The sequence below is a fragment of the Kribbella sp. NPDC051770 genome, from assembly GCF_040681455.1.
GTDB lineage: Bacteria > Actinomycetota > Actinomycetes > Propionibacteriales > Kribbellaceae > Kribbella.
Window position 1 is genome coordinate 225,099 of sequence record NZ_JBFAYT010000002.1, and the last position, 15,224, is coordinate 240,322.

Consider the following 15,224-nt stretch of genomic DNA (forward strand, 5'->3'; position numbering starts at 1 on the left):
TCACACCTGCGTACGCCGACCGCTCCCGGACGCCTCGATGATCGCAGCACAGACCTCCAGCGCCCGCAGCCCCGCCGTCGCCGGCACCGGCGGCTCGTCCCCGGCGGCCAGTGCGGCGAGCAGGGCGTCGAGGTGCCGGTCGAAGGTCTGCTCGAAGGACCGGCCGAGGTCGTCGAAGTAGCCCGCCTCCCAGACCTCGCGCGTCTCGTTGCCGGCCGCGGAGAACGTGTAGCGCTTGACGGTGTCCTCGACGAGCACGCGGCCGGCGTGGCCGTTGACCTCCAGGTGATGCGTGCCCGGGTAGGCGTACGACGAGTCGTAGCTGCCGACCAGCGACCCGACCGCACCGCTCGCGAATCGCAGCGTGGCGGCGACGGTGCTGCCGTGCAGCTCCGCCGAGACTGCCTCGATCGGGCCGCCGAGATGCTCGAGCAGGTCGATGCCGTGACACTGGGTCTCGATCAGGTTCGCGTACGGGTGGTGCGCGCTGCTGCCCTCGCCGCCGAAGCGCCAGGTGAGGAAGTCGAGCACGCCGAGACGGCCGGACCGGATCGCTTCGGCCGCGCGCTGCACCGGTACGGCGTACCGGTGGTTGAAGTTGATCGCGAAGAAGGTGTCAGCGGCTTCGGCGATCAGCGTGTGGGCCTCGTCGAGGTCGAAGACGAGCGGTTTCTCCACCAGCAAAGGGATTCTTCGCTTCAGCAGCCGCTCGGTGAGCACGAAGTGCTCCGTGTTCGGCAAGCACACCGAGATGAGATCGGGGCGTTCGGCATCGATCATCCGGTCGACGTCGTCGTAGCCGGTGGTGTGCCACTCGGCCGCCCGCCGCTCGGCCTTGCCGAGATCGCGCGACCAGATCCCGACCAGCTCGGCCTCCGGATGCTGCGCGAACGCCCGCGCGTGCTGGCGCCCCCACCCGCCGGCCCCGATCACCGCGACCCTGATGTCAGGCATCTTGGGTCACCACGACCTTCCCGGTCTCGCCGCCCAGGAACGTCTCGAAGGCCGCCTGGGTGTCCGCGAGCGCGAACTCGTGCGTGATCAACTGACTGACCGCTTCGAGATTCTCCAGCAGCAGTTGATGATTCCTGACGAAATCGGCGTACGGGAAGTACTCGCTCCCGATCACCGCGGCCTCGTTCGACACCAGGTCCCGCGACACGTCGAGCTCCAGCCCCTGCCCGTGCCCCACGCACACCAGCACCCCACGCCGCCCCAGCCGCCGTACGGCGGTCTGCCGCGCCTCCGTCCGCCCACTCGCGTCCACCGCGGCGTCGACCAGCGGCGGCTCCTGCACCGGCGTACCGCCCATCCCTGCCGCGAAGTCGAGTCGCCACTGCGACGGATCACTCACGTACACAGGAAAATCCGCCCCGAACCTCAGCTTCGCCATCAGCAACACCCCGAGCCCGACCGGCCCGACTCCCGCGACGTACAGGTCCTCGATCTCCGGCCGCACCATCAGCGCCCGATCCAGCGCGTGCCCACTGGTCCCCATCACATCCAGCAACGCCGTCGCGGTGGCGAACGGAACCCGCTCGTCCACCGGAAAGAACACCCGCTCCTCGACCACCGCATAGGGCCCCAACCCACCCGCCCGGTTGAACCCCATGTCCCCGCGCTTGTCGAGACACACGTTCGTAGCCCCCGCCCGGCAACTCCGGCACTCGCCACAAAACACCATCAGATAGACCACCCCACGAGTCCCGACAGCCGTGGTCGTCCCCTCCCCGGCAGCAACCACCTCCCCCGCAGCTTCATGCCCCTGTACCACCTCCACCCCACCCGCGAACGCCCCCCGATCACTCCCACAGATCGCGTTCGCCCGGCACCGCACCACCAACTCCCCCGGCCCCGCCACCGGCCGCTCCACCTCCCGGAACTCGACCCGACCGCCACCCACGAGCACCGCCGCAAGATCCGCCATACTCCTGTGTTTCCATCATTTGCCACGTGGCAAACCTCAACCGCAAAGAAGGCGACCGCAACCAGCGCGGCCGCCTTCCCGGTGTCAGCTCAGTGGAAGAAGTGCCGGGTCCCCGTGAAGTACATCGTGACGCCGGCCTTGGTGGCGGCCTCGATGGCGGCTTCGTCGCGGATGGAGCCGCCGGGCTGGACGACGGCGGTGACGCCGGCTTCGAGCAGGACCTCGAGGCCGTCGGGGAAGGGGAAGAAGGCGTCGGAGGCGGCGACCGAGCCCGCGGCGCGTTCGCCGGCGCGGGAGACGGCCAGGCGGCAGGAGTCGACGCGATTGACCTGACCCATGCCGACGCCGACCGAGGCGCCTTGCGAGGCCAGCAGGATCGCGTTCGACTTCACCGCGCGGCAGGCCTTCCAGGCGAAGGCGAGGTCGGCCAGGACCTCCGGGGAGGCGGGCTCACCGGCGGCCAGGGTCCAGGCGTTCGGGTCGTCGCCCTCGGCCTGGAAGCGGTCGGTGTGCTGCAGCAGCAGGCCGCCGCTGATCGCGCGCATCTCGACCTGCTCGGCGGCCGAGACCGCCGGCGCGACGAGCAGCCGGATGTTCTTCTTGCCCTGCAGGATCTCGACCGCGCCGTCCTCGTACGCCGGCGCGACCAGCACCTCGGTGAAGATCTCCGCGACCTGCTTGGCCATCTCGACCGTCACCGGAGCGTTGGTCGCGATCACCCCGCCGTACGCCGAGACCGGGTCGCACTCGTGCGCGCGCCGGTGCGCCTCGGCGATGTCGGCGCCGACCGCGATCCCGCACGGGTTCGCGTGCTTGATGATCGCCACCGCCGGTTCGGCGAAGTCGTACGCCGTGCGCCGCGCGGCGTCCGCGTCGACGTAGTTGTTGTACGACATCTCCTTGCCGTGCAGCTGCTCGGCGCCGGCCAGGCCGCCGCGGCCGTTCAGGTACAGCGCGGCCGGCTGGTGCGGGTTCTCGCCGTAGCGCAGGACGGACTTCTTGTCCCAGGCCGACCCGACCCAGGCCGGGAAGTTCGAGCCGTCGCTGGTGTCGGTGAGCACGCTGCCCATCCAGGACGCGACGGCGACGTCGTACTCGGCGGTGTGCACGAAGGCCGCGACCGCGAGCTTCTGGCGCTCGGCGAGCGAGAAACCGCCTTCGTCGAGCACGGTGTAGACCTGGTCGTACTGCGCCGGCGAGGTGACCACGGCGACGTTCGCGTGGTTCTTCGCCGCGCCGCGGACCATCGAGGGCCCGCCGATGTCGATCTGCTCGACGCACTCCTCGGTGGAGGCACCGGAGGCGACCGTCTCGGTGAAGGGGTACAGGTTGCTGACCAGCAGGTCGAACGGCTCGACCCGCATCTCGGCCAGCTGCTCGACGTGGTCGGCCTTGCGGACGTCGGCCAGCAGCCCGGCGTGCACCTTCGGGTGCAGGGTCTTGACCCGCCCGTCCAGGCACTCGGGGAAGCCGGTCAGCTCCTCGACCTTGGTCACCGGGACGCCGGCCGCGGCGATCCGCGCCGCCGTGGAACCGGTGGACACGATCTGGACGCCGGCCTCGGACAGCGCCTGCGCGAGCTCCTCCAGACCGGTCTTGTCGTAGACGCTGATCAGCGCCCGGCGGATCGGCCTGCGGTCGGTGCTCACTTCAGTCGAACCTTTCGTCCGGTGATGGTCCAGCCCTGACGGACCAGCCGGCCGACCCACTCCACCAGCTGGCGGCGTTCGACCTCCTTGATCCGCTCGGTCAGGGTGTCTTCGGTGTCGTCGTCCTCGACCGGGACGACGACCTGGCCGATGATCGGCCCGGTGTCGACGCCGCCGTCGACGAAGAACAGGGTCGCGCCGGCCACCTTCACGCCGTACTCGAGCGCGTCGCGGGGGCCGTGGATGCCGGGGAAGGCCGGCAGCAGCGCGTTGTGGGTGTTGATGTAGCGGTCGCCGAAGGCGGCCAGGAAGTCGTCACCGACCAGCTTCAGGAACCCGGCCGAGACCACCAGGTCCGGCTGGTACTGCGCGACCGACGCGGTCAGCGCCCGGTCCCAGTCGGCCCGCTCGGCGTGGTCCTTGACCTTGTGCACGAACGTCGGCACCCCGGCCGCGGCCGCCTTGTCGAGCCCGGCGATCCCGTCCCGGTCCGCGCCGACGGCGACCACCTGCGCGCCGTACGCCGGGTCCGCGCAGGCGTCGAGCAGGGCCTGCAGGTTGGAGCCGGAGCCGGAGACGAGCACCACGAGCCGTGCGAATTCCACAGCCCGGACCCTATCTCAAGAGCTTTTCCTGATTTTCAGTGCGCCCGCCGCGGCCGCGGCGCCGATCGCCATCCCCGCTCCGAGCAGCCCGGCGGCCGGGAGCGCGCTGCCGACGCCGAAGTCGGCCATCCGGCCCGGTCCGGCCGATCCACCGGCCAGCAGCATCAGCACCAGCAGCCCCACGGCGGCCAGCAGCGCCGACATCGCGCCACGCAGCGCGAACGCGTCCCAACCGAGCGCGAACGACTCCGGCGCGGCCAGCCCGCGCCGCCCCACCACGAGCCCGGCGACGGCTCCGGCGACCAGCGGGACGACCGCGGTGAGCACCAGGAAGTACGTCGGCGTCCCGCCGTCCCCCGGTACGGCGGCCAGCAGCGGCAGCGCGGGCAGGTTCCCGACATCGACTCCGGTCGGCGCGATCGACGTACCGATCCCGAGCTGGAAGCCCGGGCCGGCCAGGAAGCCGACGAAGTAGAGCACCACGTTCGGCAGCAGCCCGAGGCAGATCGCGAACAGCACCACCGAGCCGACGACGCCGGTGTCGAGCAGGTCGAGCATCGCGGTCACGCGGGAGAAGCGGATGGCCAGCAGTACGGCGTACAGGAGGGAGGCGAAGCCGAGCACGGTCAGGACGGCGGCCGCGGCGGCCGGTACGGCGTCGCGCAGGCCGGTCGGGGTCGCGTCGGCGATGTCGGCGGCGGCACCGGACTCGACCAGAATCCCGGCGGTCCCCGCGACCAGCGCCAGCGAGGCGGCGCCGAGGAACGCCGACAGCGGCGAGATCTTCAGCGCGCCCTCGGAGGTGAGCAGCGCGATGATCAGCGCACCCAGCCCGTACGTCGCCGCGAACGCACCGGCCGCGGTGACCAGGTCCTTCGTCCGGTCGGCGGCGCTGATCCGCGCGGTGAACCGGCCGCCGCGGTACAGGCACCAGGCGACGAACGCGGTCAGGCCCAGCGGCGCGACCGAGATCGTTGCGCCGTTCAGGCCGACGCCGGCCTTGTGGGCGAGCAGCCAGACCGAGGCACCGGCCCGGACAGCACCGGAGGCGCCGCCGAAGGTCGCGGCCAGCCAGCCGACCACCGCGACGGCAGCACAGGCCAGTAACCCAGCGAGCAGACAGGCACCCGCTCCGACGACAGCAGCGACCACCACCGGTCTGGGCGGGACAGTCGGCGCGGGCTGGGCGGGCCCGGGCGCCTGGTGGGATCCGCCGTCACGGGCGCCCGGACGGCTCAACATGTCGCTCATCTGCACCCATCGTCCCCCTCCCACGGACACAGCTCGTTCTGACACGCCGGATGTGGGAGACTTCGGCGCGTTGACCTCGGCGTGGCTGCTTGCCTGGGACCGGGTATGTTCGGCGTGGACCAGGGGTGGATTCAGCAAGGAGGTCTGGAGTCATTGTCCGGTTCCCACCGTGCGCCCCGCGGCGGCGGTCGTGCCGCGGCGCGTGAGGCGCGGCGCCAGCAGTCCCGACGCCGGAACCAGCTGATCGGCGCCGGTGCGGCAGCCGTGATCCTGATCGGCGGTGGCGGGTTCGCCGCGGTGAACGCCTTCGGCGGTGACGACTCCCCGGGCGGCTCCAAGTCCAGCAGCCCCGACGCCAACAAGGGCGGCGAGAACGCGCTGTCCGACGCCAAGGTCCTGATCGACGGCCCGGCGGCCAAGCCGCTGACCGCCGCCGGCAGCTGGGCGATCGCGGCCACCGCGGACGGCAGCAGCGCGCCGGACAAGTCGTTCGTCTGCCAGGCCCAGCGCTTCGCCGACCCGGCCGGCGTCCGGACCTGGGTCCGGACGTTCAAGAACGCCGCCACCAAGGACACCGCGGTCCAGTACGTCGAGGTCTCCAACGACACCACCGCCGCCGGCAAGGCGTACAGCACGATCACCGGCTGGCTGAGCCAGTGCAACACCCCGCAGGTCCGCCTGGTCTCCAGCTACACCACCGAGGGCCTCGGCGAGCGCGGCGTGATCGCCGTCTTCGGCCAGCCCACCGGCAGCAAGTCGAACAAGTACCGCACGGTCAGCGTGAGCACCGCCGGCCAGGCCACGATGGTCTTCGAGCACGACTCCACCGGCTCCACGCCGCCCAAGCCGGACGGCGTACTGGCCACCGCGGGCGCCGGGCTGAAGCGGATCTGCACCGAGACCGGCGCCGACTGCGGCTCCGGCAGCCTGCAGGCCAGGACCGGGCTGCTGCCGACCCAGGAGAGCGCCGGGTTCATGGCGCCGATCGACCTGCCGGTGCTGTCCAGCATCGACAAGCCGTGGGTGAGCGTCGACGGCGAGGTCCGCTCCGGGACGCTGTGCGAGAAGATCGACCTGAAGAAGGCCAAGGCGACCAAGTACAAGACGCAGACGTACGTCGTACCGGAGGCGCAGGTGCCGACCGAGTTCGGGCTGGACGCCACCGTCGCCCGGTTCGCGACACCGGCCGCCGCCGCGGCCTTCGTCACCCAGATCCGCAAGAACGTCGACGGCTGCGCCAAGTCGACGTCGACCGCGACGGTGAAGTCGACCGGGTCGATCAACCTGGCCGCGACCAAGGGCGAGGCCTGGAAGGCGACCTACGACACCGGCGGCGGCAAGGTGTTCACGTTCCGGATCGGCATCGCCGGCTCCGGCGACCGCGCGGTCTACCTGCTCTACCCGGTGCTGAAGAACCTGGACATCACCGACACCGCGTTCACCGAGATCCTGTCCCGGGCCGCGGACCGGTCGGCGACCTTCAAATAAGAAGAAGACCGCAGCCAAGTGGCTGCGGTCTTCCTTCTCACCGGGTGTTTCAGAGGTTCCGCATGATCTCGCGCATCAGGTTCGCGGTCTCCGACGGCGTCTTGCCGACCTTGACCCCGACCGCCTCGAGCGCGTCCTTCTTCGCGGCCGCCGTACCGGACGAGCCGGACACGATCGCGCCCGCGTGGCCCATCGTCTTGCCCTCCGGCGCGGTGAAGCCCGCGACGTAGCCGACCACCGGCTTGGTGACGTTCTCCTTGATGAACGCCGCCGCCCGCTCCTCGGCGTCGCCGCCGATCTCGCCGATCATCACGATCGCGTCGGTCTCCGGGTCGTCCTGGAACGCCTGCAGCGCGTCGATGTGGGTGGTGCCCACGATCGGGTCGCCGCCGATGCCGATCGCGGTGGAGAAGCCGAACTCGCTGAGCTCGTACATCATCTGGTAGGTCAGGGTGCCCGACTTCGACACCAGACCGATCCGGCCGGCGCCCGCGATGGTGGCCGGGATGATGCCCGCGTTGGAGACGCCCGGGGTGATGATGCCGGGGCAGTTCGGCCCGATGATCCGGGTCTTGCCCGAGGCCTGCGCGGCGGCGAAGAACGCGGCGGTGTCGTGCACCGGCACGCCCTCGGTGATCACCACGACGAGCGGGATCTCGGCCTCGATGGCCTCCAGCACGGCGTCCTTGGTGAACTTCGGCGGGACGAAGACGACCGACACGTTCGCGCCGGTCTCCTTCATCGCGTCGGCGACACCACCGAAGACCGGCACCGCGGTGCCGTCGAAGTCGACGCTCTCACCGGCCTTGCGCGGGTTCACGCCACCGACGATGTTGGTGCCGGAGGCAAGCATCCGGGTGGTGTGCTTGGTGCCCTCGGAGCCGGTCATGCCCTGGACGATGACCTTGCTGTCCTTGGTCAGGAAGATAGACATGTTCAGCGATCCCTTACTTCGCAGCCAGCTCGGCGGCCCGCTTGGCGGCGCCGTCCATGGTGTCGACCCGCTCCAGACCGGCCAGGCCGGCCTCGTCGAGGATCCGGCGGCCCTCGTCGGCGTTGTTGCCGTCCAGGCGGACGACCAGCGGCTTGCTGACCGCCTCGCCGCGGCCGGCCAGCAGCTCGAAGGCCTGCACGATGCCGTTGGCGACCGCGTCGCAGGCGGTGATGCCGCCGAAGACGTTCACGAACACGCTCTTCACCTGCGGGTCGGAGATGATGATCTCCAGGCCGTTGGCCATCACCTCGGCGCTCGCACCGCCACCGATGTCGAGGAAGTTCGCGGGCTTCTGGCCGCCGAACTCCTCACCGGCGTACGCGACGACGTCCAGGGTGCTCATCACGAGCCCGGCGCCGTTGCCGATGATGCCGACCGAACCGTCGAGCTTCACGTAGTTCAGGCCCTTGGCCTTCGCCTTGGCCTCCAGCGGGTCGGCCGCCGAGGCGTCGGCGTACTCCGCGAACTCCGGGTGCCGGAACTCGGCGTTCTCGTCCAGCGAGACCTTGCCGTCCAGCGCCTCGACGTTGCCGTCCTTGAGCTTGACCAGCGGGTTGACCTCGACCAGCGTGGCATCCTCGGACAGGAAGACCTCGTACAGCTTGACGATCTCCGGCGCGACCGCGTCGATCACGTCGGCCGGGTAGCCGGCCTGGGTCGCGATCTCGCGGGCCTTGGCGTCGTCGACACCGGTCGCGGGGTCGATCGAGATCTTGGCGACCGCGTCCGGGTTGGTGTGCGCGACCTCCTCGATCTCCATGCCGCCGGCCGCCGACGCGATGCACAGGTAGTTGCGGTTGGCCCGGTCGATCAGGAAGGAGAAGTAGTACTCCTCCGCGATCGCGGCCGCCGGAACGATGTTCAGCGTCTTGACGATGTGGCCCTTGATGTCCAGGCCGAGGATCTCGCGGGCCCGGGCCTCCGCCTCGTCGGGCGAGGTGGCGATCTTGACGCCACCGGCCTTGCCGCGGCCGCCGGTCAGCACCTGCGCCTTCACGACCACCGTGCCGCCGCCGAGCTTCTCGGCCGCCGCGCGCGCCTCTTCGGGCGTGTGGACGACTTCACCCACCGTCGTCCGTACACCGTGCTTGGCGAAGACAGTCTTCGCCTGGTACTCCATCAAGTCCACGACTGTGGTCCCTCTCTCGCCTTTTCGAGTTGGGCCGCGGCAGGCTGCGGTGCGGAGAGGCACGGTCGCCGGGCGCGTTCCGTCGGCCTGAGACTAGCCACCCCGGCGCCCGTGGCAACAGCCGGGGTGCGCGCTGAGACGACTGTCACAGGTTGGTTGCTCCCGCGTGAAAGGCTGGTGCGCATGACTGAAGGATCAACCAGACCAGCTGACGACTGGTGGCGTAGTGCCGTCGTCTACCAGGTGTACCCCCGGTCGTTCGCCGACGCCGACGGTGACGGCACCGGGGACGTGAACGGGATCCGGGCCCGGCTGCCCTACCTGGCCGAGCTCGGCATCGACGCGATCTGGATCAGCCCGTGGTACCCCTCGCCGCTGCTCGACGGCGGGTACGACGTGGCCGACTACCGCGACATCAACCCCGAGTTCGGCACCCTGGCCGACGCCGACGCGCTGATCGCGGAGGCGCACGCGCTCGGGATCCGGATCCTGATCGACCTGGTGCCGAACCACTGCTCCTGGGAGCACCCGTGGTTCAAGGCCGCGCTGGCCGCCGGAAAGGGTTCTCCGGAGCGCGAGCGGTTCTGGTTCCGCGACGGGGTCGACGGGCAGCCGCCGACCAACTGGCCGGCGGCCTTCGGTGGCGGCGCCTGGCAGCAGATCGACGACGGCCAGTGGTACCTGCACATGTTCGACATCTCCCAGCCGGACTGGAACTGGGAGCACCCGGACGTGATCGCGGAGTTCGATTCGATCCTGCGGTTCTGGTTCGACCGGGGCATCGACGGCTTCCGGATCGACGTCGCGGACTCGATGGCCAAGGACGCGTCGCTGCCCGACGTACCGCTGAAGAACGGGCAGCCGACCCACGACAAGTACGTCGGCAACCCGTTCTACGACCAGCCGGGCGTGCACACGATCCACCAGCGCTGGCGCGCGATCGCCGACGAGTACGCCGGTACGCCGCAGGGCCCGCGGGTCTTCGTCGCCGAGGCCTGGCTGTCCCCGGCGGAGCGGCTGGCGAAGTACGTGCGGCCGAACGAGCTGCACTCGGCGTTCAACTTCGACGTGCTGCGCTGCGCCTGGGACGCGAAGGAGCTGCGCCAGGTCATCGACTACACCACCGAGAGCCTGTGGGCGGTCGGCGCCCCGGCGACCTGGGTGCTGAGCAACCACGACACCATCCGGCACCGCACCCGGTACGGCCGCGACCTGAAGGTCGCGCTGGCCGGCGCCGGTGAGGTCCCGACGGATCTTGCCCTCGGCCTGCGCCGGGCCCGCGCCGCGGCCCTGCTCGAACTGGCGCTGCCCGGTGGCGCGTACATCTACCAGGGCGACGAGCTCGGCCTGCCCGAGGTGGAGGACCTGCCGGAGTCGGTGCTGGACGACCCCACCTGGGAGCGCTCCGGCCACACGGTCCGCGGCCGCGACGGCTGCCGCGTCCCGATCCCGTGGGGCGGTAGCGAGCCGCCGTACGAGTTCGGCCCTGGTACGGAGCAGCCCTGGCTCCCCCAGCCCGCCGACTGGGCACCGCTGACCGCGGCCGCGCAGGCGGGTGACCCGGACAGCCACCTCGAGCTCTACAAGGCGGCGCTGCGGATCCGGCGTACGGAGGAAGCGCTCGGCGAAGGCCGCCTCACCTGGGACGACGACGCCCCGGCGGGTGTCCTCTCGTTCACCCGCGACCCCGGCTTCCGCTGCGTGGTCAACCTGGGCACCGCGCCGGTCGACCTCCCCGCCGGCGAGGTCCTGCTCGCGTCGGAGCCGCTGCTCGACGGCGAGCTTCCGGTCGACGCGACGGTCTGGCTGAAGGTCTAGAACGACTCAGGGCCGGCACCCGAAGGTGCCGGCCCTGAGCTTGTGGTCAGCGACGCCGGTCGCGGTCCTCACGATCGCGGCGGTCGCGGTCTTCTCGATCCCGGCGATCCCGGTCCTCCCGGTCCCGGCGGTCCCGCTCCTCGCGGTCGCTCCTCCCGGTCGTCCCGGTCGCGGTCGTAGCTCACTTCACGCCACCCGCGGTCAGGCCGGCGACGATCCGGCGCTGGAAGATCAGTACCGCGATCACCAGCGGGATGGTGACGACCACACCCGCGGCCATCTGGGTGCCGAACGGCTGGTCGAAGCCCGAACTGCCCTGGAACTTCGAGATCGCCACGTTGGCGGTCTGGATCGACGACTTGTTCACCATGCTCAGCGCGATCAGGAACTCGTTCCAGGCCGCGATGAAGGTGATGATCGCCGTGGTGAACACACCCGGCGCAGCCAGCGGCAGGATCACCTTGTAGAACGCCTGCGCCGGCGTACAGCCGTCGACCATCGCCGCCTGCTCGAGCTCTCGCGGCATCTGCCGGAAGAACGTCGTCAGGGTCCACACCGCCAGAGGCAGCGCGAACGACAGGCTGGGCACGATCATCGCCTGGTAGGTGTTGATCCACTTGATGTCGATGAACAGCTTCAGCAGCGGGATCACCAGCGAGATGCCCGGGAACATCGACGTGGTGATGATGATCGCCAGCACCACGTTCTTGAACCGGAACTCCAGCCGGGCCAGCGTGTACGCCGCGATCAGGCCGACGATCAGGGTCAGGACCGTCGTCACCCCGGCCACGATCAGGCTGTTCAGCAGGGCCCGGCCGAAGCCGACGCCCTCACCGAACACCGCGCGCAGGTTGTCCAGCGAGAACGGCGCCGGGATCAGCGAGTTGTCGAACTGGTCCAGCGGCCGGCGGAACGCCGACACGACCATCCAGTAGAACGGTGCCAGGCAGTACAGCACGATGATCGCCACGCCCAGCAACGGCAGGTACTTGCGGACCGGGCTCGCCTCGGCCGCCTTGACGTCGACGCTACTCATCCGACCCCACCTCCTCCGCCGGCCGCTCCGGCCATCGCGGTGACCGTGGCGCCCTCGGGCGCCTGGTCCTTCAGCTTCTTCTTGCCGTTGCGGCCGTTCTTGCCGCCGGTCTTCTTCTGCACGCGGTCACCGAGCACGTCGGCGCCGAGCAGCCGGACGAACACGTAGGCCACCACCGCGACGTACAGGAACAGGATCGTCGCGTACGCCGCCGCCGGTCCGTACCGGGTTCTGGACGCTTCGTCGTAGGCCAGCATCGACAGCGTCTCGACCGAGTTCTTGTTGGCACCGACCAGCACGAACGGCAGGTCGAAGATCCGCAGCGTGTCGAGGATGCGGAACAGGACGGCGACCAGCAGCGCCGGCTTCACCAGCGGCAGCGTGATCCGGACGAAGGCCTGCCACGGACTGGCCCCGTCGACCTTGGCCGCCTCGTACACCTCTTCGGGAATGGTCTGCAGGCCCGCGAGCACCAGCAGCCCGATGAACGGTGCGGTCTTCCAGGTGTCGGCCACGATCACCGACAGCACCGACTGCCAGCCCTCGGTGGACCACAGGATCTGCTGGCCCAGCATGGCGTTCGCGATGCCGTCGGCCTGGAAGATCCACTTCCACAGCAGCGCCGACACCACGGTCGGGATCGCCCACGGGACCAGGATGCTGGCCCGGACGATGCCCCGGCCCTTGAACGCCTTGTGCATCACCAGGGCCATCGCCACGCCCAGCACCGTCTCGAGCAGCACACAGGTGACGGTGAAGAACGTGGTGTTGTAGAAGGCGTTCCAGAACCGCTCCCCGGTCTCGCCGGAGAAGATCGCGGTGTAGTTGTCCAGCCCGACGAACTGCGACCCCTCGACGACGAAGCCGTCGGCGTCGACCTGCGTGCCGCTGGTGTACAGCGACTCCCGCAGGGCGGAGATGATCGGGTAGACGACCACCAGGGCGAGCACGAGCAGGGTGGGGGACAGCAGCAGGGCGGCGAGCTTGCCGGTGCCCTCGTCGAACGTGGTCTGCCGCTTGACCTTGCCGGTCTTCGCCGGCAGGGCGGATGCACTCATCTCAACCTCCTTCAAGCTGCCTGATCTCGCAGGCAGGGACAGGCCGGGGCCGGTACGTGGACAGTCCCGCCACGCACCGGCCCCGCCAGTTCGATCACTGAGTGATGAGCGAGCTCAGCTTGGTCTGCAGCTCGGTGAGCGCATCCTTCGGCGGAGTCTTGTTCGTCATCGCACCGTAGGCCGCTTCCTGGATCGCGGTCGTCACGTCGCCGTACTTGATCACCTTCGGCCGCGACTTGGCGGACTCGATCGAGGCCTTCAGCGGGGCCAGGTACGGGAACTGCTTGTTCAGCGCCGGGTCCTCGTACAGCGAGGCCCAGGTCGGGGCCTGCGACGTCTTCTCGACGTTGGCCTTCTGGCGCTCCTCGCTGGACATGAACTTGATGAAGTCGGCCGCGGTCGCCTTGTTCTTGGTGAACTCGGAGATGCCGTAGTTGTGGCCACCCAGCGTCGAGACGCCCGGTCCGGCCTTGCCCGGCAGCGGCGCCACGGCGAACTTGCCGGCCACCTTGGAGGAGCCGTCGGTCTTGCCGGCCAGCGCGTACACGTACGGCCAGTTGCGGTGGAAGACCAGCTTGCCCTCCTGGAAGGCGCGGCGGCCCTCCTCTTCCTTGTAGGTGATCGCGGCGGCCGGGAACTCCTTGTCCTTGAAGCCGTTGACGAGCTGCTCGAGCCCGGCCAGCGCCTCCGGCGTGTCCACGTTCGGCTTGCCGTCCTCGCCGACGACCACACCACCGGCGGAGTTGACCGCCTCGGAGAAGTTCACCGTCAGACCTTCGTACTTCTCGAACTGACCGGCGTAGCAGCTGGCGCCCTTGGCGTCCGGCAGCGCGAGCACCTTGGTGCAGGCGGCCTTCATCTCGTCCCACGTCTTCGGCGGCTCGGCGACGCCGGCGGCCTTCAGCCAGTCGCTGCGGTAGTAGAGCAGCCCGCCGTCGGAGGTGACCGGTACGGCGTACAGCTTGTCGCGGTACTTGCCGGTGTCAACGGTCGACGGCAGCAGCTTGCCCAGATCGGGGAACTGGTCCTCGGGCAGCTCGGTGATCCAGCGGTTGGCCGCGAACTCGGCGGTCCAGACCACGTCCAGGTTCAGCACGCTGAACGCGTCGGACTTGGCCTGCGCGTTCTGCACCATCTGCTGGCGCTGGGTGTCCGCGGACTCCGGCAGCTCCTTGATCTCGACCTTCTCGTCGGGGTGCTGGGAGTTCCAGGCCGCGACCTGGTTGACCAGGTTCCCCGACGTGTCCTTGCCGGTGGCAAACGTGATCGGACCGCGCCCTTCGAGCGCTCCCCCGGTCGAACCGCCGCCACCGCTGTCCCCGTCGTCACCGCCGCACGCGGAGGCCAGCAGCACGAGGCTGCCGGTCATGGCCAGAGCGGCCGCCCGGCGTGCGTGTGATCGTTCAAACCTCATCGTGTACCTGCCCTCTCCCGATGGGATCTCGCTTGGTCCTGCGCGGGCCGTGGCAGCCCCCCACCACGCTGCGTACGGCCCTGTCCGGACAGTAACCGAGATCGGGGGCGATGTGTCCTGAGCCACACACCTGACCGATCGTCTGTACGGACAAACGCATGGCTGTATGCGACCGCGATTCGACAGCCCGCACAACCAGGTGTTTCTTAACGATTCGGTATTACCGATTAGTAACTACGGTGCTGTGCGCGGGGTGGTACGGGGGATGACGCTCAGTGATCAGGCGGTGGTCGCGGAGGCGTCGCCGACGTTGCTGCGGACCCAGTCGACGATCTCGTGGGTCGGGGCGCCCGGGGTGAAGATCCGGCGGACCCCCAGCTCGGCCAGCGGGGCCAGGTCGGCCTCGGGGATGATCCCGCCGCCGAACACGACGATGTCGTCGGCGTCCCGGGCGGCCAGCAGCTCGCGCACCTTCTTGAACAGCGTCATGTGCGCCCCGGACAGCACCGACAGGCCGATCGCGTCGGCGTCCTCGGCGATCGCGGTCTCGACGATCTGCTCCGGGGTCTGGTGCAGGCCGGTGTAGATGACCTCCATCCCGGCGTCGCGCAGCGCCCGGGCGACGATCTTCGCGCCTCGGTCGTGCCCGTCCAGGCCCGGCTTGGCGACGACGATGCGCAGGGTGCTGGTGGCAGGCATGGATCGGCCTTTCAGTACTGGAGCGCCGCGTTGCGTCCAGTTTCGCAGGTTATCCGAGCGGCACCTCACGGATAAGACACGAAGGCGTGTGTTCCCCGCCACGCGATCTGGGAACCGGTTACCGTGAAAGTGAGGATCGGACCAGTTGTACGGGGG

13 protein-coding genes are annotated in these 15,224 nt (G+C 69.7%); 2 read left to right on the forward strand and 11 right to left on the reverse strand.

Annotated elements, in window-relative coordinates; genetic code table 11:
- The 5 genes from AB0M01_RS07645 to AB0M01_RS07665 form a co-directional block, all read right to left on the reverse strand.
- On the reverse strand, window positions 1–954 hold the full coding sequence (locus AB0M01_RS07645) for a Gfo/Idh/MocA family oxidoreductase (RefSeq protein WP_363666630.1): 954 nt from the start codon (window positions 952–954) through the stop codon (window positions 1–3).
- The gene (locus tag AB0M01_RS07650; RefSeq protein ID WP_363666632.1) at window positions 947–1,927 is read right to left on the reverse strand and encodes an alcohol dehydrogenase catalytic domain-containing protein; all 981 of its coding nucleotides are present in this window, start codon (window positions 1,925–1,927) and stop codon (window positions 947–949) included. The genes AB0M01_RS07645 and AB0M01_RS07650 overlap by 8 nt, the downstream gene beginning before the upstream one ends.
- An 89-nt stretch (window positions 1,928–2,016) precedes the next feature.
- A complete protein-coding gene (gene purH, locus AB0M01_RS07655; protein ID WP_363666634.1) occupies window positions 2,017–3,576 on the reverse strand; it encodes a bifunctional phosphoribosylaminoimidazolecarboxamide formyltransferase/IMP cyclohydrolase in 1,560 nt (519 codons plus the stop codon).
- Complete coding sequence (gene purN / locus AB0M01_RS07660) at window positions 3,573–4,181, reverse strand: phosphoribosylglycinamide formyltransferase (RefSeq protein ID WP_363666636.1); 609 nt, start codon at window positions 4,179–4,181, stop codon at window positions 3,573–3,575. Before purN ends, purH begins: the two co-directional genes overlap by 4 nt.
- Window positions 4,182–4,196: 15 nt before the next feature.
- Window positions 4,197–5,432, reverse strand: a complete 1,236-nt coding sequence (locus tag AB0M01_RS07665) for a DUF6350 family protein (RefSeq protein WP_363666638.1) — start codon at window positions 5,430–5,432, stop codon at window positions 4,197–4,199.
- Window positions 5,433–5,585: 153 nt separating this feature from the next.
- Here AB0M01_RS07665 and AB0M01_RS07670 point away from each other — a divergent pair, with 153 nt between their 5' ends.
- A complete protein-coding gene (locus AB0M01_RS07670) occupies window positions 5,586–6,920 on the forward strand; it encodes a hypothetical protein (RefSeq protein ID WP_363666640.1) in 1,335 nt (444 codons plus the stop codon).
- 49 nt (window positions 6,921–6,969) lie between these two features.
- On the opposite strand, the gene sucD is transcribed toward AB0M01_RS07670, so the two are convergent.
- Together sucD and sucC are read right to left on the reverse strand one after the other, a co-directional pair.
- Window positions 6,970–7,854, reverse strand: coding sequence for a succinate--CoA ligase subunit alpha (gene sucD, locus AB0M01_RS07675; RefSeq protein WP_363666642.1), 885 nt, complete (start codon window positions 7,852–7,854; stop codon window positions 6,970–6,972).
- A 13-nt stretch (window positions 7,855–7,867) separates the two neighbouring features.
- Complete coding sequence (gene sucC / locus AB0M01_RS07680; protein ID WP_363666644.1) at window positions 7,868–9,043, reverse strand: ADP-forming succinate--CoA ligase subunit beta; 1,176 nt, start codon at window positions 9,041–9,043, stop codon at window positions 7,868–7,870.
- A 183-nt stretch (window positions 9,044–9,226) separates the two neighbouring features.
- Between sucC and AB0M01_RS07685 the strand changes: the two genes are divergently transcribed.
- The gene (locus AB0M01_RS07685) at window positions 9,227–10,861 is read left to right on the forward strand and encodes a glycoside hydrolase family 13 protein (RefSeq protein WP_363666646.1); all 1,635 of its coding nucleotides are present in this window, start codon (window positions 9,227–9,229) and stop codon (window positions 10,859–10,861) included.
- Window positions 10,862–11,042: 181 nt separating this feature from the next.
- Here the strand turns inward: AB0M01_RS07685 and AB0M01_RS07690 are convergent, their stop codons facing one another.
- From AB0M01_RS07690 to AB0M01_RS07705, 4 genes are all read right to left on the reverse strand, one after another.
- Window positions 11,043–11,897: a carbohydrate ABC transporter permease gene (locus tag AB0M01_RS07690; protein ID WP_363666648.1), complete on the reverse strand. Its 855-nt coding sequence runs from the start codon at window positions 11,895–11,897 to the stop codon at window positions 11,043–11,045.
- Entirely contained in the window at window positions 11,894–12,955 is a 1,062-nt protein-coding gene (locus AB0M01_RS07695) for a sugar ABC transporter permease (RefSeq protein WP_363666650.1), read from the reverse strand. Before AB0M01_RS07695 ends, AB0M01_RS07690 begins: the two co-directional genes overlap by 4 nt.
- Before the next feature lie 94 nt (window positions 12,956–13,049).
- Window positions 13,050–14,324, reverse strand: coding sequence for an ABC transporter substrate-binding protein (locus AB0M01_RS07700; protein ID WP_363666652.1), 1,275 nt, complete (start codon window positions 14,322–14,324; stop codon window positions 13,050–13,052).
- Window positions 14,325–14,648: 324 nt separating this feature from the next.
- Complete coding sequence (locus AB0M01_RS07705; protein WP_184803341.1) at window positions 14,649–15,068, reverse strand: cobalamin B12-binding domain-containing protein; 420 nt, start codon at window positions 15,066–15,068, stop codon at window positions 14,649–14,651.
- Window positions 15,069–15,224 lie beyond the last annotated feature (156 nt).

Excerpts from the sequence above, each read along its gene's own strand:
- AB0M01_RS07705 (WP_184803341.1), bottom strand. The coding sequence starts at position 15,068 with ATGCCTGCCACCAGCACCCTGCGCATCGTCGTCGCCAAGCCGGGCCTG.
- AB0M01_RS07690 (WP_363666648.1), bottom strand. The coding sequence starts at position 11,897 with ATGAGTAGCGTCGACGTCAAGGCGGCCGAGGCGAGCCCGGTCCGCAAG.
- AB0M01_RS07700 (WP_363666652.1), bottom strand. The coding sequence starts at position 14,324 with ATGACCGGCAGCCTCGTGCTGCTGGCCTCCGCGTGCGGCGGTGACGAC.
- sucD (WP_363666642.1), bottom strand. The coding sequence starts at position 7,854 with ATGTCTATCTTCCTGACCAAGGACAGCAAGGTCATCGTCCAGGGCATG.
- AB0M01_RS07645 (WP_363666630.1), bottom strand. The coding sequence starts at position 954 with ATGCCTGACATCAGGGTCGCGGTGATCGGGGCCGGCGGGTGGGGGCGC.
- AB0M01_RS07665 (WP_363666638.1), bottom strand. The coding sequence starts at position 5,432 with ATGAGCGACATGTTGAGCCGTCCGGGCGCCCGTGACGGCGGATCCCAC.
- AB0M01_RS07650 (WP_363666632.1), bottom strand. The coding sequence starts at position 1,927 with ATGGCGGATCTTGCGGCGGTGCTCGTGGGTGGCGGTCGGGTCGAGTTC.
- AB0M01_RS07695 (WP_363666650.1), bottom strand. The coding sequence starts at position 12,955 with ATGAGTGCATCCGCCCTGCCGGCGAAGACCGGCAAGGTCAAGCGGCAG.
- AB0M01_RS07685 (WP_363666646.1), top strand. The coding sequence starts at position 9,227 with ATGACTGAAGGATCAACCAGACCAGCTGACGACTGGTGGCGTAGTGCC.